Annotated in this window: 18 protein-coding genes and 2 pseudogenes; 10 read left to right on the forward strand and 10 right to left on the reverse strand. The window is 62.3% G+C overall.

Going from position 1 to position 22852, the window contains the following annotated elements:
- Positions 1-5 precede the first annotated feature (5 nt).
- From BFP93_RS03890 to BFP93_RS03915, 7 genes and pseudogenes are all read right to left on the reverse strand, one after another.
- The gene (locus BFP93_RS03890) at positions 6-491 is read right to left on the reverse strand and encodes a flavin reductase family protein (protein ID WP_065883582.1); all 486 of its coding nucleotides are present in this window, start codon (positions 489-491) and stop codon (positions 6-8) included.
- Positions 492-503: 12 nt separating this feature from the next.
- Entirely contained in the window at positions 504-1985 is a 1482-nt protein-coding gene (locus tag BFP93_RS03895; protein WP_065892010.1) for an aldehyde dehydrogenase, read from the reverse strand.
- Positions 1982-2815 (reverse strand): alpha/beta fold hydrolase, encoded by an 834-nt coding sequence (locus BFP93_RS03900; protein WP_065892013.1) that lies wholly within the window; start codon positions 2813-2815, stop codon positions 1982-1984. The genes BFP93_RS03895 and BFP93_RS03900 overlap by 4 nt, the downstream gene beginning before the upstream one ends.
- Before the next feature lie 39 nt (positions 2816-2854).
- Positions 2855-3445, reverse strand: a complete 591-nt coding sequence (locus BFP93_RS03905) for an amino acid synthesis family protein (RefSeq protein WP_065883587.1) — start codon at positions 3443-3445, stop codon at positions 2855-2857.
- Positions 3446-3693: 248 nt separating this feature from the next.
- Positions 3694-4209: pseudogene (locus BFP93_RS29570) on the reverse strand (methyl-accepting chemotaxis protein); the annotation flags it as partial.
- Between the two features lie 345 nt (positions 4210-4554).
- A pseudogene (locus BFP93_RS29575) lies at positions 4555-5637 on the reverse strand (cache domain-containing protein); the annotation flags it as partial.
- A gap of 143 nt (positions 5638-5780) precedes the next feature.
- The gene (locus tag BFP93_RS03915; protein WP_057721971.1) at positions 5781-6671 is read right to left on the reverse strand and encodes a bestrophin family protein; all 891 of its coding nucleotides are present in this window, start codon (positions 6669-6671) and stop codon (positions 5781-5783) included.
- A gap of 330 nt (positions 6672-7001) precedes the next feature.
- Between BFP93_RS03915 and BFP93_RS03920 the strand changes: the two genes are divergently transcribed.
- Both BFP93_RS03920 and BFP93_RS03925 read left to right on the forward strand, forming a co-directional pair.
- Entirely contained in the window at positions 7002-7853 is an 852-nt protein-coding gene (locus tag BFP93_RS03920) for a hypothetical protein (protein ID WP_170875999.1), read from the forward strand.
- Positions 7854-7855: 2 nt separating this feature from the next.
- Positions 7856-8881: a GGDEF domain-containing protein gene (locus BFP93_RS03925; protein ID WP_065892019.1), complete on the forward strand. Its 1026-nt coding sequence runs from the start codon at positions 7856-7858 to the stop codon at positions 8879-8881.
- A gap of 17 nt (positions 8882-8898) precedes the next feature.
- On the opposite strand, the gene BFP93_RS03930 is transcribed toward BFP93_RS03925, so the two are convergent.
- The gene (locus tag BFP93_RS03930) at positions 8899-9198 is read right to left on the reverse strand and encodes an ArsR/SmtB family transcription factor (RefSeq protein WP_065883595.1); all 300 of its coding nucleotides are present in this window, start codon (positions 9196-9198) and stop codon (positions 8899-8901) included.
- 91 nt (positions 9199-9289) lie between these two features.
- Here BFP93_RS03930 and BFP93_RS03935 point away from each other — a divergent pair, with 91 nt between their 5' ends.
- Both BFP93_RS03935 and BFP93_RS03940 read left to right on the forward strand, forming a co-directional pair.
- Positions 9290-10381, forward strand: a complete 1092-nt coding sequence (locus tag BFP93_RS03935) for an NADH:flavin oxidoreductase/NADH oxidase (RefSeq protein WP_065892021.1) — start codon at positions 9290-9292, stop codon at positions 10379-10381.
- 288 nt (positions 10382-10669) lie between these two features.
- A complete protein-coding gene (locus BFP93_RS03940) occupies positions 10670-12796 on the forward strand; it encodes a TonB-dependent siderophore receptor (protein WP_065892023.1) in 2127 nt (708 codons plus the stop codon).
- 133 nt (positions 12797-12929) lie between these two features.
- Here BFP93_RS03940 and BFP93_RS03945 read toward each other — a convergent pair whose 3' ends face one another.
- Complete coding sequence (locus BFP93_RS03945) at positions 12930-13652, reverse strand: FadR/GntR family transcriptional regulator (RefSeq protein WP_065892027.1); 723 nt, start codon at positions 13650-13652, stop codon at positions 12930-12932.
- A gap of 48 nt (positions 13653-13700) precedes the next feature.
- Positions 13701-15437: an IlvD/Edd family dehydratase gene (locus tag BFP93_RS03950; protein WP_003173349.1), complete on the reverse strand. Its 1737-nt coding sequence runs from the start codon at positions 15435-15437 to the stop codon at positions 13701-13703.
- A gap of 193 nt (positions 15438-15630) precedes the next feature.
- On the opposite strand from BFP93_RS03950, the gene BFP93_RS03955 reads away from it, so the two are divergent.
- From BFP93_RS03955 to araG, 6 genes are all read left to right on the forward strand, one after another.
- Complete coding sequence (locus BFP93_RS03955) at positions 15631-16953, forward strand: MFS transporter (protein WP_065892029.1); 1323 nt, start codon at positions 15631-15633, stop codon at positions 16951-16953.
- A 15-nt stretch (positions 16954-16968) separates the two neighbouring features.
- Positions 16969-17958 carry an AraD1 family protein gene (araD1, locus tag BFP93_RS03960; protein WP_065892031.1) on the forward strand — a complete coding sequence of 330 codons (990 nt, stop codon included), beginning with the start codon at positions 16969-16971 and terminating at the stop codon, positions 17956-17958.
- 11 nt (positions 17959-17969) lie between these two features.
- Positions 17970-19550: an aldehyde dehydrogenase (NADP(+)) gene (locus tag BFP93_RS03965; protein WP_065892033.1), complete on the forward strand. Its 1581-nt coding sequence runs from the start codon at positions 17970-17972 to the stop codon at positions 19548-19550.
- Positions 19551-19566: 16 nt separating this feature from the next.
- Positions 19567-20430: an SMP-30/gluconolactonase/LRE family protein gene (locus BFP93_RS03970; RefSeq protein ID WP_065892036.1), complete on the forward strand. Its 864-nt coding sequence runs from the start codon at positions 19567-19569 to the stop codon at positions 20428-20430.
- Positions 20431-20568: 138 nt separating this feature from the next.
- Entirely contained in the window at positions 20569-21573 is a 1005-nt protein-coding gene (locus tag BFP93_RS03975; RefSeq protein WP_065883611.1) for a substrate-binding domain-containing protein, read from the forward strand.
- The coding region (gene araG / locus BFP93_RS03980; RefSeq protein WP_065892039.1) for an L-arabinose ABC transporter ATP-binding protein AraG at positions 21570-22852 on the forward strand (1283 nt) is incomplete at its 3' end. The genes BFP93_RS03975 and araG, both read left to right, overlap by 4 nt.

Consider the following 22852-nt stretch of genomic DNA (forward strand, 5'->3'; position numbering starts at 1 on the left):
GCTCCTCAGGCCAGGGTCGGCAGCGCGCCGAGCTTGCCTTTGTGATAGATCATCGGCGTGACCGGCTGTGTGGGCAGGATCAGGTTCTTCACCGCGCCGACAATGATCGCGTGGTCACCGCCGTCGTATTCGCGCCACAACTCGCACTCGATGATGGCCGTGGCGTTGGCCAGCAGCGGGTTGCCCAAGTCGCTGAGGTGCCACTCGATGCCCTTGGCCTTTTCCTTGCCTTTGCTGGCGAAGGCATAGGCTTCGGCGGTCTGGCCGGCGGACAGCAGGTGGATCGCAAAGCGTTTGCTGTCGCGCAGGATCGGGTAGGTGTCCGACGCGTAGTTGGGGCAGAACAGCACCAGGGCCGGGTCGATCGACAGCGCACTGAATGCGCTGGCGGTAATGCCGACGATGCCGCCGTCCGGGTCGAGGGTGGTGACCACCGTGACGCCCGAAGGAAACGAGCTCATGACGTCTTTGTAAATGCCGGGTTCGATCATGGGTGTGGCCTCTTAACGCATCACAAAGGGATCAGGCATGGGCGCCTGGGACAGGTTGATCCACACCGTCTTCAGCTCGGTATAGGCCAGCACCGAATCGATGCCGCTTTCGCGTCCGTAGCCGCTGTTCTTGAAGCCGCCGATGGGCGCCATGGCCGAGACGGCGCGGTAGGTGTTGACCCAGATAATCCCCGAGCGCACGTCGCGGGCCAGTCGATGGGCGCGGCCCAGGTCGCGGGTCCAGATGCCGGCGGCGAGGCCGAACTGGGAGTCGTTGGCAATCGCCAGCGCTTGGGCTTCGTCCTTGAAACGGATCACCGAAGCCACCGGGCCGAACACTTCTTCCTGCATGATTTTCATTGAGTTGGCGTCGCACTCGAACAGCGTCGGCTCATAGAACCAGCCTTCACCGAGGTGCTGCGGGCGCTTGCCACCGGTGCGCAGGCGTGCGCCTTCGGCGATGGCATCCGCCACCAGGCCTTCGACCACGGCCAGTTGCTGGGCGGTGGCCATGGGGCCCATCTCGCTGGCATCGTCCAGGGGATTGCCGATGCGGATGCGTTCGGCGCGCTGCACCAGGCGCTCGACGAACTCGTCGTAGATGTCATCCTGCACCAGCAGGCGCGACCCGGACACGCAGCTCTGGCCGGACGCCGCGAAGATCCCGGCAATCGCACCGTTGATGGCGCTGTCGAGGTCGGCGTCGGCAAAAATGATATTCGGTGACTTGCCACCCAGCTCCAGCGACAGCTTGGCGAAGTTCTCCGCGCTGCTGCGCACCACATGCCGAGCGGTGGCCGCGCCGCCGGTGAAGGCGATTTTGCGCACCAGTGGGTGACGGGTGAGGGCGGCGCCGGTACTTGGGCCGTAGCCGGTCACCACGTTGACCACGCCCGGTGGAATGCCGGCTTCGAGGGCCAGGCGCGCCAGTTCCAGGACAGTCGCCGAAGCGTGTTCCGAGGGCTTGATCACGATGGTATTGCCTGCCGCGAGGGCCGGCGCGAGCTTGATCGCCGTCAGGTACAGCGGGCTGTTCCACGGAATGATCGCGGCGACCACGCCGATGGCTTCGTGGACCGTGTAGGCGAACAGGTCCGGCTTGTCCAGCGGCAAAGTGCCGCCTTCGAGCTTGTCGGCCAGGCCTGCGGTGTAGTGGAAGAACTCCGGCAGGTAGCTGACCTGGCCGCGGGTCTCGCGGATCAGCTTGCCATTGTCGCGGCTTTCCAACTGCGCCAGTTGTTCGGTGTTCTGGGCGATCAAGTCACCCAGGCGGCGCAGCAGTTTGCCCCGTGCGGTGGCGCTGAGGCCACGCCAGGCCGGGCTCCCAAAAGCCGTTTGTGCGGCCTGTACGGCGCGGTCCACGTCGGCTTCATCGGCATCGGGCAATTGCGCCCAGGGTTCGGCCAGGGCCGGGTTGAGGCTGTCGAAAGTCTTGCCGGACAGGGCATCGACCCATTCACCGCCGATGCACATCTGGAAGCGTGCGAGTGTCATGCAACGATCCCCTTTATTGGATTATTTTGGGTGTACACGGTGTCGAGGAACCCCAGCAGCAGGCTGTTGACCAGGCGCGGTGATTCGACCGGCATCATATGCCGTTGCTCGGCCAGCACCGCAACCGTGGCGCCGGGAATACAGTCGGCCAGTTGCCGGGCCATTTCCGGCGTCGAGCCGGGGTCCAGTTCGCCGGTGGCGACCAGGGTGGGCACGCGCAGGCCCTTGAGGTCGTCGGCGCGGTACATGTCCTGGGTCGCAAACAGCTCGTAGGTGGTGAGGTAGCCCTGGGGATCGTTGCCCGCCAGGGTCTGGCGCAGCGCGGCGATCTGCGCCGGGTTGGCCGCCTGGTATTCAGGGCTGAACCAGCGCGACAGCGCCGCTTGCGCGTTCGCATCCGGCCCGTGCTCGGCGGCCTGGGCCGTGCGCGCGATGACGCCGGCACGCTGCTCGGGGCTGCGGTTGAACACACTGTTGAGCACCACCAGGCTTTTGAGGCGGTCGGGGTAGTGCAGGGCAAACGCCCGTGCGACCAAACCGCCCATGGAGAACCCGATCACCGTGGCCTGGGGCACTTGCAGGTGCTCGAGCAGCTCCAGCAACTGGTCCGCATAGCCGAGCAACGGCGTGCCGGCGGCCGGGCGCGGGCTGGCGCCATGGCCGAGCATGTCATAGCTGATCACATGGTATTTCGTGGCCAGGCCAACGACTTGCCCGCCCCACATTTCTTTGTTCAGGCCCACGCCGTGGATCAAAACCACAGGCTGGCCTTGGCCGGTCGCCAGGTAACTGGTGCCGGCCGGGGTGCGTTCAGCGGTGAGCCGAATCATGGAGCGCTCCTGCATGCTTTTTGTCATGGCCGGTGTTGCTTACTGGGCTTGTTCAGCCGCCAGCTCTTCCAGGTCGATGTAACGGTTGCCGATCCGTGGGTGCAGGCGACCGCCATCGGCGCAGCCCAGCACGACGACGATTTCGTCGGCGCGCGGCGCGTCCTCGATCTGCATTTCCAGGGTGATGTAGTGCGAGCGCAGGCCTTCGTCGTCCTTGTGCATCATCGGAATCTGGATCGAGGTGCCCGGGCCGCCGCGCTTGTTGGTGAAGCTCAGGTAGCTCTTGGCCTTGACCGCTTCACGGTAGTGGTTGCCGAAGCGCAGGGTATGGATGATCGCGCTCGCGTGTTCGATCTCGCCATCGGCACCCACCACGGCCGCTTTGCCGTAGGCCTCGATGTTCTCGGCGCCGCCGATGATGGCGACCAGGCGCTCGACCATCAGCGCGCCGAGGTCGGAGCAGTTGGCACGAATTTCCGGCTTCAGGTCTTCGACGAAACCACGACCCAGCCAGGGGTTTTTCAGCACCACGGCCAGGCCGACCATTTTCACGGGCGTGTCGGAGGCTTTGCCGCCCTCGATAAAGGTCTCTTCTACATAACTGACGATCTTGCGGATTTCGAAACTCATGGGCTGCTCCGTCTAAGTGAGGGTCTGCGTATGATGGTATACCATAATACGAGAAGCGCAATAGCTGTAGGAGCGAGCGTGCTCGCGAAAAACTCACAGGCGCCGCGTTCATTCAGGAAGCACGCGTTATCGTTGAAGTTTTTCGCGAGCAAGCTCGCTCCTACAGTTGCCCGCTGGCAGTGCTTGAGGGGGGAAGGGGTGCAGCGATCAGGCGGTGAAGGGCTCACCGCCTGCTTTGGGAGAGGACGTCAGAACTTGAAGCGGCCCACCAGACCGTTGAGCTGACCGGAAATGTCGGTCAAACGCCCCGAGCCGGTCTGCGCCGTATGCGCAAACTCTTCAACCAGCTGCGCATCGGCATGGATCTGCGCGATGTGCCGGTTGATCTCTTCGGCCACCTGGTGCTGTTCTTCGGCGGCCGTGGCGATCTGGGTGTTCTGGTCGCGAATCGAGTCCACCGAGCCACGGATCTTTTCGAAGCTGTCGCGGGCCTGCTGGATACGCTCCACGCTGGTGTGCGACACCAGCAAACTGCCTTGCATCTGTTGGGTGACTTCCTGGGTGCGGCGGGCAAGATTGCCCAGCAGGCTGTCGATCTCGCCGGTGGAGTCGGCGGTGCGTCGAGCCAGGGCGCGGACTTCGTCGGCCACTACCGCGAAACCACGGCCCTGGTCGCCGGCGCGAGCCGCCTCGATCGCGGCGTTGAGCGCCAACAGGTTGGTCTGTTCGGCAATCGAACGGATGGTGTCGAGGATGGTGTTGATGTTCTGGCTGTCCTGCTCCAGCAACTGCATGGTCTGGGTCGACTTCTGCAAGTCTTCGCTGAGCTTGAGCACGCTGCCGGTGGCTTCGCCGATGTGCTGCTGGCCGTTGTGTACGTCGCGATAGCCTTCGTCGGCACTCACCGCAGCGGCGCTGCAGGAACGGGCCACTTCATTGGCGGTTGCCACCATCTCGTTGAAGGCGGTGCTCACCAGTTCCACCGCTTCGCGTTGGCGACCGGCGGCCTGGTTCATGTTACTGGCCACTTCGCTGGTGTCGGCGGCGGCGGTTTGCAGGTCCGAGGACGCGTTGCCGATGCGTTGCACCAGTTGGGCAATCATGCCCAGGAACTGGTTGAACCAGCCGGCGAGGATGGCGGTTTCGTCCTTGCCCTGCACCTTGAGCTGGCGCGTGAGGTCGCCTTCACCTTCGGCGATTTCCTGCAGGCCGTCGGCCACGCCGCTAATCGGGCGCACGATCACGCGGGCAAAACTGGCGCCGACAATGGCGAACACGACGGCCAATACCGCGGCGATGGCCGCGATCAACCAGGTCAGGCGGGTGGCGCCGGCCATTACTTCATCGCGCTTGATCAGGCCGATAAAGCGCCAGCCCAGGTCTTTGGAGCTGACCACGTTGGCCATGTAGGCCACGCCGTCGATGTCGACCTGAGTCACGCCGTCGCCGCCCTTGGCCAGTTCGGCGTAGTTGGGGCCCAGGTCGGCCAGGGGCTTGAAGTTGTGCTTGGCATCGCTGGGGTCTACCAGCACGTTGCCGTTGTCTTCCACCAGCATCAAGTAGCCGCTGTCGCCCAGCTTGATGGTGCGTACCAGTTCAGTGAGTTGCTTGAGCGACACGTCCAGGCCGACCACGCCGAGGATATTGCCCGTGGCATCGGCGACGGCGCGCACGGTACCGATCAGCACCACATCGTCCGGCGCCCAGTAGTAGGCACCGGTGCGCACGGTCTTGCCCGGGGCAGCGACGCCGGCCTGGTACCAGGGGCGCACGCGTGGGTCGTAGTTGTTCAGCTTGGTGTCGTCCGGCCAGCTGGCGTAGCCGCCATCGCGCAGGCCCAGGGACAGGTAGGCGGTGCTGGGATGGCTTTTGGCGAACTGGTCGAATATCGCCAGCAGCTCGATATTGGTCGGTGTGAGGGGGATTTTCGCCCCATCCGCGCCGGCGTAGCTTTTCAGGTCCTTGGCCGCAACAACGCGCGGGTCCTTGGCCACGAATTCCACGTTCTGGCTGATGCCGTCGAAAAACTGCTTCATGCCATTGTCGATCTGGCGGATCTCGCGACCGCTGCTGTCGAGAAAGTTGGCAAGGGCGCCTTCGCGCACATTCAACACCACAATAACGGCGACCAGGATGACCGGCACGCACGCGATGGCCGCAAACGCCCATGTCAGCTTCTGCTTGATATTCATGACTTCACCCGCGGGTATTTATAGTTTTGGCAAGGGGGAAACGGTCGTGCTAAGCGTCGCATGCGTTGTTATGGGGCCGAGGCCATGCGTACCCTCGGTTTATCGACCGAGGGCGCCGGCACTTGAGGGGGAAGGGCGGGGACTCAGCCGATTTGATCGCCGGCCAGGGCGTCACGGCGCATGGACTGCAGGTTTTTCTCGATGGTTTCGCAGATGGCTTCCATTTGGATCTGATGTTCGCTGGAGCGAAACGGGCTTTGCAGGTCGGTGCCGATGCGTTCGATCGCCAGCAGCATGAAGCCCACCACCGTAGAGGCCAACGGGGTGAACCAGCCGAGGGATTCCACCAGGCCCACCGGTACGATCAGGCAGAACAGCGAAATGAACAGCCGGGGGAAATACACGTAGGGGTAGGGCAGCGGCGTGTTGGCGATGCGCTCCATGCCGCCCTGGGCATTGGACAGGTCCACCAGGGTCGACTCCAGCCGCGCCAGGCGGATGCTGTCCAGGTGACCGGCCTTGTATTCCCGGGCGAGCAAGGCGGCCGAGCCGGTCAGGATGTCGTTGGCGAAGTTGTTGGTGGCGCCATTGCGCGCGAATTCCTCGTCAGGGATGAACGCGCGCACTTCCTCCGGGCAGGGCTCGCCCTTGAGGTGCGCGGCCAGGCAATTCACATAGGCCACATGACGGCGCAGCAGGGTCGATTTGATCGGGTTCACTTCGCTGTCGGGGTCGTCCAGCAGGGTCAGCACCTGGCGCGCGAAACTGCGCGAGTTGTTGACCATCGAGCCCCATAAAGTGCGCGCTTCCCACCAGCGGTTGTAGGCGCTGCTGTTACGAAAGCTGATCAGCACCACCAGCGCCGAACCCAGCAAGGTCAGGGGCATCAGCGGCAGGTTGATCTTGGAGTTGAGGAACAGCATGAAATCCACCGTGACGGCGATATCCCACAACAACAGCCAGAACAGGGCCCAGCCCACATAGCCCATGGTCTTGATGATCAGGCGGTATTTCTTGAGAAGGGCAGCTTTCAAACGAGAACCTCGCGCGTGCGTTTGGCGACAATGCCAGGTTACGACGCCGCAGGCGGATGAAGGTTCGCCCAACGAGACCTGGTTGGATGTTTTAGCGCGACGCCAGGGTGGATGTAACAGGAAGTGTCTTCGAACTGCCGATGGCAGGGGGCACCGGGGAAACTGGAACAACTTTGGTACTGATGACGTCTTGCGCAGCAATCGCTGTACATTGCGTTCGAGGCAAAAAGCCATTAACCGCAGGGTTTACCACGTGATTTGTTTTGGGGCCGGGCTGCAGGGATTTCGTAGCTGAGATCAGGAATCAAGTTGGATGATCAGGGCTCTTTCATGCATGTCAGTTCGTTGAAGTCGGCTATGTGGAGTACCGCGCAAGCAATCGAACGTCATAAGGATTTTGAATCGTGCTTGAGAGCGCATTACCACGTGCTGCTCGTGCCCTATTCCAGACGACCGTTTTTCTATAAGAGTGCACTTAAATACAGTCGTCTGATGGTGTCGTTTGCGTTATTGAGTGAGTACTTCGCCACACCGTTACCGTTGTTGTCCGAAGTTAAAACCCTGTGCGTGACGCGCAGGTATTGTTCAAAAAACAGCCTGGAATCAATGTTTCTGTTATTACGGGCGCTGGGCTTTATGGAGGTGGCGCCGCACCCGGAAGACAGTCGTTTCCGAGTGTATGCGCCCTCGGATGAAGCCTGCCGTGAAGCACGCTTGATGTTGAACTCGCTTACCGAGTCGTTGGCGCGGCTGTACCCTGACCGGGCGATATTCCGGAAAATGCGCGAGCTGGATGATCGCGGCTTCCTGGCCCTCTACTTCAGGGGCTTTGCCATCATTCTCGACGCCGACCTGACGGTCGATGTATTGCTGCCCGAGTGTTACTGGCTGGTGAAAAGAGACGCCGGGCACCTGTTGATGCTGGCCATTTATAACGACGCCTTTGCGCCGGAAAATGATCGGGCAACGTTCAGGTCATCGTCTTATCTTGCCTTGGCCAAGCAACTTTCGGTGTCCAAGACCCACATTATCCGAATGGTTCAGGAGGGCGTTGAAAAGGGCTATTTCAAAGCGCACTCCAAGACCCGCCTGGAAGTGCTGCCACCCTTCGTCAGCCTGGTAAAGCGGTTCATGGCCTTTTCATTTGCGGTGGGCCTGCATGCTATTGAAATGGGAGCGTAAGGATGCCGGCTCACTTGAAGTTAAGACCCAGGATGCGCAGGTTGTTGTCGCCTGCGGTCACGCAAGCCGAATGGATAGGCATCATTGCCTGGACAGGTATCGGTTGGATGCAGGCAACGCTGTTGGACCTGTATATGTTGAGTGTCACCCTTGCCCTGTTGCTTGTTTGCCGTGTTCATTCGCTGACGACTAATTTTCTACTGTGGCGCTTTCTGGGGGTGACCTACATCGTGCTGTTGTCAGTGGGGTTTGCCTATGTGATTCACTTGAATCCGCAATTGCGTATCTATGGCTTGCCTTTGGCGGTCACCCTGGTGGTCGGCAGCGCCATCCTGTTTATCAGCGTTCAGGACTATCTGGTCGGCGCGCTGTCGGTGTGGCTCATCCTGTGGTCGCCCATGCAGGCCGAGCTGTATGCCGCAACCCAAGGCTATCTGTTGATATTTTGCGCCTCGTCGGTGTCGATCGGTTTTATCCTCAGTTACTCGTACCTGAAGAACCTGCGTTCGGTGTTGCTGGTGGAAAGTGAGTTTCGCGCCTTGGCCGAGACCGATTACCTGACGTCTATCCTCAACCGGCGCGCGTTCATGCAGAGCTTCGAAAAGCTGCTCGACAGCGGCCACGGTGGCTATTTCATCATGCTCGATATCGACAGTTTCAAGGCGATGAACGACCGGTATGGCCACGACGTTGGGGACAAGATTCTGCGCGCCATGGCGCTCTGCCTGAAAAACGCCAAAGGCAGCTTCAGCTTTGGAAGGATCGGCGGGGAAGAGTTCGGCGTGCTGTTGCAGGGCGATGACCCGGCGTTTGCCTGCGAGTTTGTGCTGGATTTGCTGCAGGCGATCCGTTGCAGCGTCGCGGCCCCGCACAACTATACGTGCAGTGCCGGCATGGCGCGCTTTGCCTCAGGTGACGAACTGTCGATGGTACTCAAGATCGCCGACAAGAACCTGTATGGCGCCAAGCGCAATGGCAAGGACTGTGTGCATCTCGATGGCGCGCCGCTGCGGCCCGTCGCGGCCTGAAGCGCAGCCGGCGTGATTCAGCGCTGGGCCAGTACGCTGGCCAGCAACCCGGGGAAACGCTCCTCGAGCTCATCACGGCGCAATGAGTTCATGTGGGTGGTGCCCACATTGCGCGTGTTCACCAGGCCGGCGTCGCGCAGTACCCTGAAGTGGTGGGACACGCTGGATTTGGGTCGCCCACCGTCCAGTTCACCACAGGTGGCTTCGGGCACGTCGGCCAGGCAGCGCACGATTTCCAGGCGCACGGGGTCGCTGAGGGCGTAAAGCAGACGCTCCAGCGTGAGTTCTTGCAGGGTAGGGTGTTTGAATGCGCGCATGGAGCAAATCATAACAGGGGGGTAGCACTGAACACCATAGTTCGATTACCATCGAACTATCGAATCAACCACCTTTCCCTCGGAGTATCTGATGTCCGCATTATTCGAACCGTTCAAACTCAAAGACGTTACCCTGCGCAATCGCATCGCCATCCCACCGATGTGCCAATACAGGGCCGACGACGGCATGGTCAATGACTGGCACCACGTGCACTTGGCCAGCATGGCCCGTGGCGGTGCCGGCCTGCTGGTGGTCGAGGCCACCGCCGTCTCGCCTGAGGGGCGTATCACCCCAGGCTGCGCCGGTATCTGGAGCGATGCCCATGCCCAGGCGTTCGTGCCCATGGTCAAGGCCATCAAGGCGGCGGGCTCCGTACCGGGTATCCAGATCGCCCACGCCGGTCGCAAAGCCAGCGCCAACCGTCCATGGGAAGGCGACGACCACATCCCTGCGTCCGATCCCCGTAGCTGGGAAACCATCGCTCCGTCGGCGATTGCGTTCGGCGAGAACCTGCCCAAGGTGCCGCGTGCCATGACCCTGGACGATATCGCCCGGGTCCGGCAGGATTTCGTCGACGCCGCCCGTCGCGCCCGTGATGCCGGTTTTGAGTGGATCGAACTGCACTTCGCCCATGGCTACCTGGGCCAGAGCTTTTTTTCCGAACACACCAACCAGCGCACCGACGCCTACGGTGGCAGCTTCGACAACCGCAGCCGCTTCCTCCTGGAAACCCTGGCCGCCGTGCGCGAAGTCTGGCCGGAAAACCTGCCGCTTACCGCACGCTTCGGTGTGATCGAATACGACGGTCGCGATGAGCAGACCCTCACCGAGTCCATCGAACTGGCCCGCCGTTTCAAGGCCGGTGGTCTGGACCTGCTGAGCGTCAGCGTCGGGTTCACCATTCCCGACACCAACATCCCGTGGGGCCCGGCCTTCCTGGGCCCGATCGCCGAACGTGTGCGCCGCGAAGCGGGTATTCCGGTGACGTCGGCGTGGGGCTTTGGTACGCCGCAACTGGCCGAAGGCGCGCTGCAGGCCGGGCATCTTGACCTGGTGTCGGTGGGCCGTGCGCACCTGGCCGATCCGCATTGGGCGTACTTTGCGGCCAAGGAACTGGGCGTGGAAAAGTCGTCCTGGACCTTGCCGGCGCCTTACGCGCATTGGTTGGAGCGCTATCGCTGAGGCCAGTAAAAAGCGTTTTTGCGCATATCTAAATGTGGGAGGGGGCTTGCCCCCGGTAGCAGTGGCTCAGTCTCAATATTTTTGACTGATACACCGCCATCGGGGGCAAGCCCCCTCCCACATTTGTTTTTCATCCATCAGACAATCCGCGCCACTTCGTACAAAGCTGATACACGAAAAATAACAAATGAGAACGGATATCAAACGAGAATGCATTGATATATGATGCGCGGCGAATTCTTGGCAGGTTTGCCGCCCCATCTGGCTCATTCACTAGGTTCAACATTCATGCGTCGTACCCTGATTTCCATCTGTGTGCTGCAGGCGTTTTCCCCGTTCAGTTGGGCAGATAGTGCCCCCACCGAAAAAACCAGCCTTGAGTTGCAAGCGACCACTGTGACCGGCACGGCGGATTTCGAGACGGCTCAAGGACCGGTCAAGGGCTACCACGCCACACGTTCAGCCAGTGCGACGCGTACCGATACATCCATCCATGAAACACCGCAGTCCATCACCGTGGTCTCCAAAGACGTGGTCGAGGACATCGGTGCGACGCGTCTGCAAGATGCGCTCGATTACGCGGGCGGGGTGGGCCGGGCGAATAACTTCGGCGGCCAGGGCCTCACCAATTTCACCGTGCGCGGTTTTACCACTGCAGAGTTCTATCGCAACGGTTTCCCCGTGAACCGCGGCTACCCGGCCATGCCCGACGCCAACACGATCGAACGTCTTGAAGTGTTGCGTGGCCCGGCGACCATGCTCTACGGCCGGGGCGATCCCGGCGGCACCTTCAACGTGGTGTCCAAGCAGCCGTTGGCCGAGCGCACGGTCACACTGGGCAGCCAACTGGATGATCAAGGCATGAAGCGCGGCACCCTGGATGCGTCCGGCCCGCTGGATGAAGAAGGCCGCCTGGCCTATCGCCTGAATGTGGTGGGCGAGGGCGGCGATACGTTCCGCGACCATGTCTCCACAGAACGCTACGGCGTGGCCCCGGTGCTGACCTGGCAAGCGACCGATGAGACCAAGGTGATCTTCGAAGGCGACTTCATACGCAACAACCACCCGCTGGATCGCGGCCTGACCCGCTTTGCCAACCAGCGCGGCACGCCGTCGCGCGACACCTTCTGGGGTGAAAAGTACGCCGGTGACCTGCACAACGATAACAACACGGCCCAGTTGCGCTTCGAGCATCTGCTCAACGACAACTGGACCCTGGGCGGTGGGTTCCAGTGGCTGGACGGCACGATGAAGGGCGATGGCGTGGAGGCCAATAACGCGAGCAGCCTCGGCGCTGACGGCCGCACCCTGCAGCGCAACTTCAACTACCGCAAGCTGGAATGGACCGACAAGGATTATCAGCTCAACCTTACCGGGCATTTCTCCACCGGTGGCCTCGACCACACCTTGCTCACAGGCATCGAATACGAAGATTACGATTACAAGTCGATCATCCAACGTTCCAGCGCTGCTTTCCCGATCGATATCTTCAACCCGGTCTATGGCCAGCCACGTCCGGCGTTGACCCGCACGCCGACCCACGATAAAGAAAACCTCAAGACCTATGCGGTCTTCGTCCAGGACCAGGTGGCGCTGACCGAGCGTTTGAAAGTCCTCGCCGGCGCACGCCTTGAGCGCTTCGAGCACCAGTACGAATCCTACGTGTCGGGCGTCAAACCCTGGAACGCAGCCGACAACGCCGTCACCCCGCGCGTCGGCGTGATGTATGACCTCACCGACACCGTCGCGCTCTACGCCGATGCCGCCCGCTCCTTCAAGCCGAACACCGGTGCCAGCCGTCAAGGTGGCGGGTTCGAGCCGGAGAAAGGCAAGTCCTATGAGATGGGCGTGAAATGGGAAGCGCTGGATAAACAGCTGAGCGTCGACGCGGCGATCTACCAGATCGAAAAGAAGAACGTCCAGGGTGTCGACCCGCTCAACGCCGATTTCAAGGTCGCGACCGGCGAGGTGCGCAGCCGTGGTTTCGACCTGAACGTGGCCGGCAACCTGACGCCTGAATGGCGGATGATCGGCGGCTATGCCTATGTGGATGCCGCCGTTACCAAGGACACGACGGTGCGTACCGGAACGCGTCAGGCCAACATCCCGCGCAACAGTTTCAGCCTGCTCAACGTGTACGAGTTCCAGGATGGCGCACTCAAGGGCCTGGGCCTTGGCGCCGGTGGCAAATACGTGGCTGATCGTGCCGGGCAGACCGCCAATTCCACCTTCACCATGGACGCTTACACGGTGGTCGACCTGCTCGGTTACTACAAGGTCAACGAGAACGTGCGGCTCAACCTGGATGTGAAGAACCTGTTCAACCGTGAATACGAAGAGGGCTCGTTCCTGAACTTCTACGCCTACCCGGGCGAGCCGCGCACGGTGCAGGTGGGCATCGCCTACACCCTCTGACGCTGTACACAGTCCAAATGTGGGAGGGGGCTTGCCCCCGATGCGGTATGTCAGCCAGCTCTGTTGCCGCTGACCCACCGCCATCGGGGGCAAGCCCCCTCCCACATTTGATCCCGTTTACACCCCGGACGCGCTACAACGGCGTCAACACATTCATCACCGTATCCAGCGCCACGCGGGTGTCATCCAGTTGCACCAGCGAGGCATGCCGTGCGCCCAGCGCGTCACGGTTTTTTATCGCGGTCAGAATCGCCTTGTGCCGGGGCAGGCTCAACCCCTGGATATCCGGGCGGCGGTTGGTGATGTTGATCGATTCACGCAACGGCAGCGACAGCATGTTGCACATGTAGGCGAGCAGGTCGTTGCGCGTGGCGTCGGCAATCGCACGGTGAAAATCCAGGTCGGCCTGCAACAGTTCTTCGTGGGTCTTGGCGGTTTCCATGCCCTGGTAGGCGTGTTCGATGATGGCGATGTCTTCATCGGTGGCGGTGGTCGCGGCCATGGCGGCGATCTCCGGTTCGAGAATGCGCCGCACCCCGGCCAGGGTATTGAAGAATTCACTGTGGGGCGTGGACTGCATCAACCAGGACAGCACGTCCGGGTCGAGCAGGTGCCATTTCAAGCGTGGCCGCACCACCGCGCCCACGCGCGGCTTGGAATACACCAGGCCCTTGGCGCTGAGCACCCGCGTCGCCTCGCGGAGCACCGAACGGCTGACCTTGTATTCCTCGCAGAGCGTGGCCTCCATGGGCAGACGTTCTTCGGGCTTGAAGCGGCCGGAAACGATGTGCATGCCCAGGTCTTGAACGATCTGGGCATGCTGGCTCTTGCGCGGCTTGGGCGGCTGGTGATCCATAACGACGGGCAGGCTCTGACTTAGATTCGCGGCATCATAGCATCCCAATTAGTGGGAATGCCGTGGGACTTCAGCCCCTCGGCAACCCACCAGGAAGTCGAAGTCGCAGCCCTGGTCAGCCTGCAGCACATGGTCGATGTACAGCTGGCGATAGCCGCCGACGATGAGTTTTTCAGGTGGCGCCAGGTCGGCCATGCGCGCTGCCAGCTCTGCGTCGGGGATGTCCAGGTGCAGGCGGCCGTTGGCGCAGTCGAGCTCAATCCAGTCGCCTTCCTTCACCGCAGCCAACGGCCCGCCGGCCGCCGCTTCCGGCGCCACGTGCAACACCACCGTGCCGTACGCCGTGCCGCTCATGCGCGCATCGGAAATGCGCACCATGTCGGTCACGCCCTGGGCCAGCAACTTGGCCGGCAGGCCCATGTTGCCCACTTCAGCCATGCCCGGGTAACCCTTGGGCCCGCAGTTTTTCATGACCAGGATCGAGTTGGCGTCCACGTCCAGCTCCGGGTCGTTGATGCGTGCCTTGTACATGTCGAAGTTTTCGAACACCACCGCGCGGCCACGGTGCTGCATCAGCTCGGCACTGGCGGCCGATGGCTTGAGCACCGCACCGAGTGGCGCCAGGTTGCCGCGCAGTACGCAAATGCCGCCGTCGGCGCGGATCGGGTTGTCGAGGGTGCGGATCACCTCATCCTGGCCGTAGATCGGCGAGTCCTTGGTGTTTTCGCCCAACGACTTGCCGTTGACGGTCAAGGCATTCGGGTGCGGGATCAGGTTGGCTTCACCGAGACGGCGCAACACGGCGGGCAGGCCACCGGCGTAGTAGAACTCCTCCATCAGGAAGCGCCCCGACGGCTGCAAATCGACAATGGTCGGCATGCCACGGCCGATGCGCGTCCAGTCATCCAGGTCGAGCTCGACGCCGATGCGCCCGGCGATGGCTTTGAGGTGAATCACCGCGTTGGTCGAGCCGCCGATGGCCGCGTTGACGCGAATCGCGTTTTCAAACGCTTCTTTGGTGAGAATCTTCGACAGTTTCAAATCTTCGCGCACCATCTCCACCGCGCGCATGCCGGACATATGCGCCAGCACATAACGCCGCGCATCCACCGCCGGAATCGCCGCGTTGTGCGGCAGGGAGGTGCCCAGCGCTTCGGCCATGCAGGCCATGGTCGACGCGGTGCCCATGGTGTTGCAGGTACCCGCCGAGCGCGACATGCCGCCTTCGGCCGCGAGGAAATCATCCAGGGTGATGGTGCCGGCCTTGACCTGTTCGCTGAGCTGCCACACCACCGTGCCCGAGCCGATGTCCTGGCCCTTGTGCTTGCCGTTGAGCATCGGCCCGCCGGTGACGACGATCGCCGGCACATCACAACTGGCGGCGCCCATCAGCAGCGCCGGAGTGGTTTTGTCGCAGCCGGTCAGCAGCACCACGCCATCGATCGGGTTGCCGCGAATCGCTTCTTCCACGTCCATGCTCGCCAGGTTGCGCGTGAGCATGGCGGTAGGGCGCAGGTTCGATTCGCCGTTGGAGAACACCGGAAATTCCACCGGAAAGCCACCGGCTTCGATCACGCCGCGTTTGACGTGCTCGGCGATCTGGCGGAAATGCGCGTTGCACGGGGTCAGCTCCGACCAGGTGTTGCAGATGCCGATGATCGGCTTGCCATGGAACTGATGGTCGGCAATGCCCTGGTTCTTCATCCAGCTGCGGTACATGAAGCCGTTCTTGTCGGCAGTACCAAACCACTGGGCGGAGCGTAGGCCGGGCTTTTTATCAGACATGATCGATTCTCTTATTGTATGACTATATGTTCTAACCGTAGCTAAACATAAGCGCAAAAACCAAGCTTTGGAAGAGTTGTTTTGTAAATAGTCCTACTATATAGTCTTTCTCAACTGAGGTATGACCCTGGCGGATTTTCGCGAGAGGCGTCCCCCGAGCTTCTATAAAAACAACAATCGGAGATCGACCCCCATGAGCCAGGAACTGCGGCTTATTCGGCGCATCACGCTGAAACTGATTCCCTTCCTGATCCTGCTGTACCTGATTGCCTATGTGGACCGCTCCGCCGTTGGCTTCGCCAAGCTGCACATGGGCGCCGACGTCGGCATCGGCGATGCGGCCTATGGCCTGGGCGCCGGGTTGTTCTTCATTGGCTACTTCCTGTTCGAGATTCCCAGCAACCTGATGCTCGACCGCTTCGGCGCGCGGCGCTGGTTTGCGCGCATCATGATCACCTGGGGCACCATCACCATCGGCATGGCCTTTGTGCAGGGGCCGCACAGCTTCTACGTGATGCGCTTTCTGCTCGGCGCGGCCGAGGCGGGGTTCTTCCCGGGCGTGCTGTACTACATCACCCAATGGTTCCCGGTGCGCCATCGCGGCAAGATCCTCGGGCTGTTCATTCTGTCCCAACCCATCGCCATGATGATCACCGGCCCGGTGTCGGGCGGCCTGCTGGGCATGGATGGCCTGCTCGGCCTGCACGGCTGGCAGTGGCTGTTTATCGTGATCGGCACCCCGGCGATCCTGCTGACCTGGCCAGTGCTGCGCTACCTGCCGGACGGCCCCAAGCAGGTCAAGTGGATGAGCGAGGAAGAAAAGGCCTGGCTCACGGGTGAGTTGAACAAAGACCTGCAAGCCTACGGCCAGACCCGTCACGGCAACCCGTTGCATGCGTTGAAAGACAAGCGCGTGTTGCTGCTGGCGCTGTTCTACCTGCCGGTGACCCTGAGCATCTACGGCCTTGGCCTGTGGCTGCCGACCTTGATCAAACAGTTCGGCGGCAGTGACCTCACCACCGGCTTCATCTCCGCCGTGCCTTACCTCTTCGGCATCATCGGTCTGCTGATCATCCCGCGCAGTTCCGACCGCCTGAATGACCGTTACGGCCACCTCGCCGTGCTCTATGTACTGGGCGCCATCGGCCTGTTTTCAAGCGCCTGGCTGAGTGCGCCCGTGCTGCAGATGGCGGCGCTGTGCCTGGCCGCATTCGCCCTGTTTTCCTGCACCGCGGTGTTCTGGACCTTGCCGGGGCGGTTCTTCGCCGGCGCCAGTGCGGCGGCGGGTATTGCGTTGATCAACTCGGTGGGCAACCTCGGCGGGTACATCGGCCCGTTCGTGATCGGTGCGCTCAAGGAATACACCGGCAACCTGGCTTCGGGCCTGTACTTCCTGTCGGCGGTGATGGTGTTCGGGCTGGTCTTGACCGGCGTGGTCTACCGTGTGCTGGAGCGCAAGCATGTGCTGCCCGTCGACCAATTCGCCGCCAGCGCCCGTGGCGCCACACGACCTTAATCTGGGAGAAAATTCATGCGTTTAGTTCAGTTCGAGTCAAGCAACGGCGAACGCCGCGTCGGCGTCGTCGAGGGCAGCCAACTGCGTGAGGTGCGCAGCGCGTGCAGCGTGCGCGAGTTGGCCCTGGCCGCCATCGAAGCGGGCGTGGGCCTGGAACAACAGGTGAACAGCCTCGGCCTGGGCGACAGCCACGACTATGCAAGCCTGCTGGCCGACCTGAAGGTCCTGCCGCCGCTGGATCATCCGGACCCTGCACACATGCTCATCAGCGGCACCGGCCTGACCCACCTGGGCAGCGCTTCGGCGCGGGACAAGATGCACCAGGCGGGCGACGAGACCGCCTTGACCGACACCATGCGCATCTTCAAATGGGGCGTGGAGGGCGGCAAGCCGGCGGCCGGCCAGGCGGGCGTGCAACCGGAGTGGTTCTACAAGGGCGACGGCAGCACCGTCGTGCGCCCGGGCGCTGCCTTCCCGGTACCACCGTTTGCCGAAGATGCCGGTGAAGAGCCGGAAATCGGCGGCCTCTACGTGATCGGCCCGGACAGCAAGCCCTATCGTGTGGGCTTTGCGGTGGGCAACGAATTCTCCGACCACATCATGGAACGCAAGAACTACCTGTACCTGGCCCATTCCAAACTGCGCAGTTGCAGCTATGGCCCGGAAGTGCGTGTCGGCGAGTTGCCCCAGCACCTGGCGGGCACCAGCCGTATCCTGCGCAACGGCGAGGAAATCTGGCGGAACGAATTCCTCAGCGGCGAGGCCAATATGTGCCACAGCCTGGAAAACCTCGAGTACCACCACTTCAAATACCGCCAGTTCCTCAAGCCCGGCGATGTGCATATTCACTTCTTCGGCACCGCCACACTGTCATTCGCCGACGGTATACGTACCCAGGCCGGCGATGTGTTCGAGATCAGCCAGGCTGAGTTCGGCGCGCCGCTGGTCAACAGCGTCGGCAGCAGCGACGCGGTATTCGAACCCGGCAATGTCATCACCCTTTAAAGGAGAGCCCCATGACCCAGTTCCTCGGCCACAACTACATCGGCGGCCAGCGCAGCGCCAACGGCAGCGTCAAGCTGCAAAGCGTCGACGCGACCACAGGCCAGGCCTTGCCCCAGGACTTCTATCAGGCCACCCCGGAGGAAGTCGACGCCGCCGCCAGGGCCGCCGCCCAGGCGTATCCAGCCTACCGCGCCTTGAGTGCGGCGCGGCGCGCGCAGTTCCTGGATGCGATCGCCGACGAACTGGATGCCCTGAGCGATAACTTCGTTGAGTTGGTGTGCCGCGAAACCGCCTTGCCGGCTGCGCGTATCAAGGGCGAGCGTGGGCGCACCAGCGGCCAGATGCGCCTGTTCGCCAACGTGTTGCGCCGGGGTGATTTCTACGGTGCGCGCATCGACAAGGCACTGCCGGATCGCCAGCCGCTGCCGCGTCCGGACCTGCGCCAATACCGCATCGGCCTCGGCCCGGTCGCCGTGTTCGGCGCCAGCAACTTCCCCCTGGCATTTTCCACGGCCGGTGGCGATACCGCGGCGGCGTTGGCGGCAGGCTGCCCGGTGGTGTTCAAGGCCCACAGCGGCCATATGGCGACGGCTGAACAGGTCGCCGATGCGATCATTCGCGCCGCGCAAGCGACCGAGATGCCCGCCGGTGTATTCAACATGATTTTCGGTGGCGGCGTCGGCGAAGCGCTGGTCAAGCATCCGGCGATCCAGGCCGTGGGCTTTACCGGCTCGCTCAAGGGCGGCCGTGCCCTGTGCGACATGGCCGCAGCCCGCCCGCAACCGATCCCGGTATTTGCCGAGATGTCGAGCATCAACCCGGTGATTGTATTGCCCCAGGCCCTCAAGGCACGGGCCGAAAGCGTGGCCCGCGACCTGACCGCTTCGGTGGTGCAAGGCTGCGGTCAGTTCTGCACCAACCCAGGCCTGGTGATCGGCGTCGCTTCGCCCGAATTCAGCGCATTCACCCAACAAATGGCGCAGCTGATCGGCGAGCAACCGGCGCAGACCATGCTCAACGCCGGCACCCTGGGCAGCTATGGCAAGGGCCTGGAAAAACTCCTGTCCCACCCTGGCATTGAACACCTGGCCGGCAACGCGCAATCGGGCAACCAGGCGCAGCCGCAACTGTTCAAAGCCGATGTACGCCTGTTGATCGACGGCGACGAAGTGCTGCAGGAAGAAGTCTTCGGCCCCACCACGGTGTTCGTTGAGGTCGCCGACCAGGCCCAGCTCAGCACCGCCTTGCACGGCCTGCACGGGCAGTTGACGGCGACGATCATTGGTGAGCCGGCCGACCTGCAACAGTTCGCCGAGCTGACGCCGCTGCTGGAGCAGAAAGTCGGACGCATCCTGCTCAACGGATACCCCACCGGCGTGGAAGTCTGCGATTCGATGGTGCACGGCGGGCCGTACCCGGCCACCTCGGATGCCCGTGGCACCTCGGTCGGCACCTTGGCCATCGATCGTTTCCTGCGCCCGGTGTGCTTCCAGAACTACCCTGACAGCTTGCTGCCCGACGCGCTGAAGAACGCCAACCCGCTGCGTATCCAGCGGCTGGTGGATGGCGCGCCGTCTCGCGAATCGCTGTAAGTCACCCGGAGGCTTCATGACATTGAGCGCAGTCACCTCACACCGTGCCCGGTTGGGCGAAGGGCCGTTCTGGGATGCGCGGTCCCAGGCCCTTTATTGGGTGGATATCGCCGCCCGGCAGGCGCTGCGCCTGATGGGCGGGCAGTTGCGGGTCTGGCAATTACCCGAGCACGTCTCGGCGTTCATTCCCTGTGAAAGCGGCGATGCACTGGTGACCCTGAGCAGCGGTGTGTACCGGCTGGACTTGAACACCGAAGCCTTGACCCTGCTGTGCGTGGCCGACCCGCAAGCGGGCAACCGTGGCAATGAAGCGCGCTGCGATGCCCAGGGCCGACTGTGGCTGGGCACCATGCAGAACAATATTGGCGAGCAGGGTGAAGACCTGCCGATCACGCGACGCTCCGGCGGGCTGTTTCGCATCGATGCCGATGCGACGGTCACGCCGTTGCTCAGCGGGCTGGGCATTCCCAATACCTTGCTGTGGAACGAGGAGGGTAGCCAGGTGCACTTTGGCGACAGCCTGGATGGCACGCTCTATCAGCATTCGATCCACGCCGATGGCCGGCCGGCACCCGCACAGGTGTGGTTCGGCCCGCACGAACGCGGCGGGCCCGACGGCTCGGCCATGGACACTGAAGGCTATATCTGGAATGCGCGCTGGGACGGCAGTTGCCTGCTGCGCCTGGCGCCTGACGGTGAGGTGGACCGCATCATCGAACTGCCGGTCAGCCGTCCCACCAGTTGCGTGTTCGGTGGAGCGGATCTCACCACCCTGTATATCACCAGCGCCGCCAGCCCCTTGGGTCACCCCCTGGACGGTGCAGTGCTGGCCCTGGAAGTTGATGTCCCTGGAAAACCTTGCACTCGCTTTGCCGGATAAACCCTGTAGGCGCGAGCTTGCTCGCGAAAAACGTCAACGATAACGCGTTCATCCTGGATGAACGCGGTGCTCTCAGGTTTTTCGCGAGCAAGCTCGCTCCTACACAAAAACACAAAACAACAACAAGGAGTCACCCGTATGAATCGTCGTCGTGGTTTGCGTTCCCTGTGCTGCGCCGCTGTGGCGGTCTCGGCCATGAGCTTGAGCGGGCTGTTGCTGGCCGCTGAAGAAGTGAAGATCGGCTTCCTGGTCAAACAGGCCGAAGAACCCTGGTTCCAGACCGAATGGGCCTTCGCCGAAAAAGCCGGCAAGGAACACGGTTTCACCGTGATCAAGATCGCCGTGCCGGATGGCGAGAAAACCCTGTCGGCCATCGACAGCCTGGCCGCCAACGGCGCCAAGGGCTTTGTGATCTGCCCGCCGGATGTGTCCCTCGGCCCGGCGATTGTCGCCAAGGCCAAGGTCAACGGCCTCAAAGTGATGGCCGTGGACGACCGCTTCGTCGATGCCAAGGGCAACTTCATGGAAGACGTGCCGTACCTGGGCATGGCGGCGTTTGAAGTGGGCCAGAAGCAGGGCGCCGCCATGGCCGCCGAAGCGAAAAAACGCGGCTGGGACTGGAAGGACACCTACGCGGTGATCAACACCTTCAACGAACTCGACACCGGCAAGAAACGCACCGACGGCTCGATCAAATCTCTGGAAGAAGCCGGCATTCCCAAGGACCATATCCTCACCGCCGCGCTTAAAACCCTCGACGTGCCCGGCAGCATGGACGCCACCAACTCGGCCCTGGTCAAGCTGCCCAGCGGCGCGAAAAACCTGATCATCGGCGGCATGAACGACAACACCGTGCTCGGTGGCGTACGTGCCACTGAAAGCGCCGGCTTCAAGGCCGCCAACGTCATCGGTATCGGCATCAATGGCACCGACGCCATCGGCGAATTGAAGAAAGCCGACAGCGGCTTCTTCGGCTCGATGCTGCCAAGCCCGCATATCGAGGGCTACAACACCGCGCTGGCGATGTACGAGTGGGTCACCACCGGTAAAGAGCCCGCCAAATACACCGCCATGGACGAAGTGACCCTGATCACCCGCGCCAACTTCCAGGAAGAACTGACCAAGATCGGGCTGTGGAAATGACCGCTGCGGCCCTGCGTTTTGACGGTATCGGCAAAACCTTTCCTGGGGTCAAGGCGCTCGATGGCATCAGCTTCACCGCGCACCCGGGGCAAGTGCACGCCCTGATGGGCGAGAACGGTGCGGGTAAATCGACGCTGCTGAAGATCCTCGGCGGCGCCTATATTCCCAGCAGCGGCACGGTGCAGATCGGCGAGCAAACCATGGTCTTCAAGAACGCCGCCGACAGCATTGCCAGCGGCGTGGCGGTGATCCATCAGGAGCTGCACCTGGTGCCGGAAATGACCGTGGCCGAAAACCTGTTCCTCGGGCATTTGCCGTCGCGTTTTGGCGTGGTCAACCGCGGCGTGCTGCGCCAGCAGGCGCTGGCGTGCCTCAAGGGCCTGGCCGATGAAATCGATCCCCAGGAAAAGCTCGGGCGCCTGTCCCTGGGCCAGCGCCAACTGGTGGAAATCGCCAAAGCGTTGTCCCGTGGCGCCCATGTGATTGCCTTCGATGAGCCGACCAGCAGCCTGTCCGCCCGTGAGATTGATCGCTTGATGGCGATCATCACGCGCCTGCGCGATGAGGGCAAAGTGGTGCTCTATGTCTCGCACCGCATGGAAGAAGTGTTCCGTATCTGCAATGCGGTGACGGTATTCAAGGACGGGCGCTTCGTGCGCACCTTCGAGGACATGAGCGCGCTGAGCCACGATCAGTTGGTGACCTGCATGGTCGGCCGCGATATCCAGGACATCTACGACTATCGCCCGCGCGAGCACGGCGAAGTGGCGCTCAAGGTCGACGGCCTGCTCGGTCCCGGCCTGCGCGCGCCGATCAGTTTCAACGTGCGCAAAGGCGAAATCCTAGGCCTGTTCGGCTTGGTGGGGGCAGGGCGCACGGAACTGTTCCGCCTGCTCAGCGGCCTGGAACGCGCCAGTGCCGGCCATCTGGAGCTGTGCGGTGAGCCGCTGCAATTGCGCTCACCGCGCGATGCCATCGCGGCCGGCGTACTGCTGTGCCCGGAAGACCGCAAGAAGGAGGGCATCATTCCGCTGTCCAGCGTCGCCGAAAACATCAACATCAGTGCCCGTGGCGCGCATTCGGCGTTCGGCTGGCTGCTGCGCGATGGCTGGGAAAAGGGCAACGCCGACGGGCAAATCAAGGCCATGAAGGTCAAGACGCCGAGCGCCGAACAGAAAATCATGTACCTGTCCGGCGGCAACCAACAGAAGGCCATTCTCGGCCGCTGGCTGTCGATGCCGATGAAGGTGCTGCTGCTGGACGAGCCCACGCGCGGTAT

The organism is Pseudomonas sp. 44 R 15, assembly GCF_900004965.1.
GTDB lineage: Bacteria > Pseudomonadota > Gammaproteobacteria > Pseudomonadales > Pseudomonadaceae > Aquipseudomonas > Aquipseudomonas orientalis_A.

Coding starts and splice junctions, on each gene's coding strand:
- BFP93_RS03920 (WP_170875999.1), top strand. CDS start 7,002: ATGCATGTCAGTTCGTTGAAGTCGGCTATGTGGAGTACCGCGCAAGCA.
- BFP93_RS03930 (WP_065883595.1), bottom strand. CDS start 9,198: ATGCGCGCATTCAAACACCCTACCCTGCAAGAACTCACGCTGGAGCGT.
- BFP93_RS03890 (WP_065883582.1), bottom strand. CDS start 491: ATGATCGAACCCGGCATTTACAAAGACGTCATGAGCTCGTTTCCTTCG.
- BFP93_RS03975 (WP_065883611.1), top strand. CDS start 20,569: ATGAATCGTCGTCGTGGTTTGCGTTCCCTGTGCTGCGCCGCTGTGGCG.
- BFP93_RS03900 (WP_065892013.1), bottom strand. CDS start 2,815: ATGATTCGGCTCACCGCTGAACGCACCCCGGCCGGCACCAGTTACCTG.
- BFP93_RS03950 (WP_003173349.1), bottom strand. CDS start 15,437: ATGTCTGATAAAAAGCCCGGCCTACGCTCCGCCCAGTGGTTTGGTACT.
- BFP93_RS03895 (WP_065892010.1), bottom strand. CDS start 1,985: ATGACACTCGCACGCTTCCAGATGTGCATCGGCGGTGAATGGGTCGAT.
- BFP93_RS03940 (WP_065892023.1), top strand. CDS start 10,670: ATGCGTCGTACCCTGATTTCCATCTGTGTGCTGCAGGCGTTTTCCCCG.
- BFP93_RS03925 (WP_065892019.1), top strand. CDS start 7,856: ATGCCGGCTCACTTGAAGTTAAGACCCAGGATGCGCAGGTTGTTGTCG.
- BFP93_RS03905 (WP_065883587.1), bottom strand. CDS start 3,445: ATGAGTTTCGAAATCCGCAAGATCGTCAGTTATGTAGAAGAGACCTTT.
- BFP93_RS03935 (WP_065892021.1), top strand. CDS start 9,290: ATGTCCGCATTATTCGAACCGTTCAAACTCAAAGACGTTACCCTGCGC.
- araD1 (WP_065892031.1), top strand. CDS start 16,969: ATGCGTTTAGTTCAGTTCGAGTCAAGCAACGGCGAACGCCGCGTCGGC.
- BFP93_RS03970 (WP_065892036.1), top strand. CDS start 19,567: ATGACATTGAGCGCAGTCACCTCACACCGTGCCCGGTTGGGCGAAGGG.
- BFP93_RS03955 (WP_065892029.1), top strand. CDS start 15,631: ATGAGCCAGGAACTGCGGCTTATTCGGCGCATCACGCTGAAACTGATT.
- BFP93_RS03965 (WP_065892033.1), top strand. CDS start 17,970: ATGACCCAGTTCCTCGGCCACAACTACATCGGCGGCCAGCGCAGCGCC.
- BFP93_RS03945 (WP_065892027.1), bottom strand. CDS start 13,652: ATGGATCACCAGCCGCCCAAGCCGCGCAAGAGCCAGCATGCCCAGATC.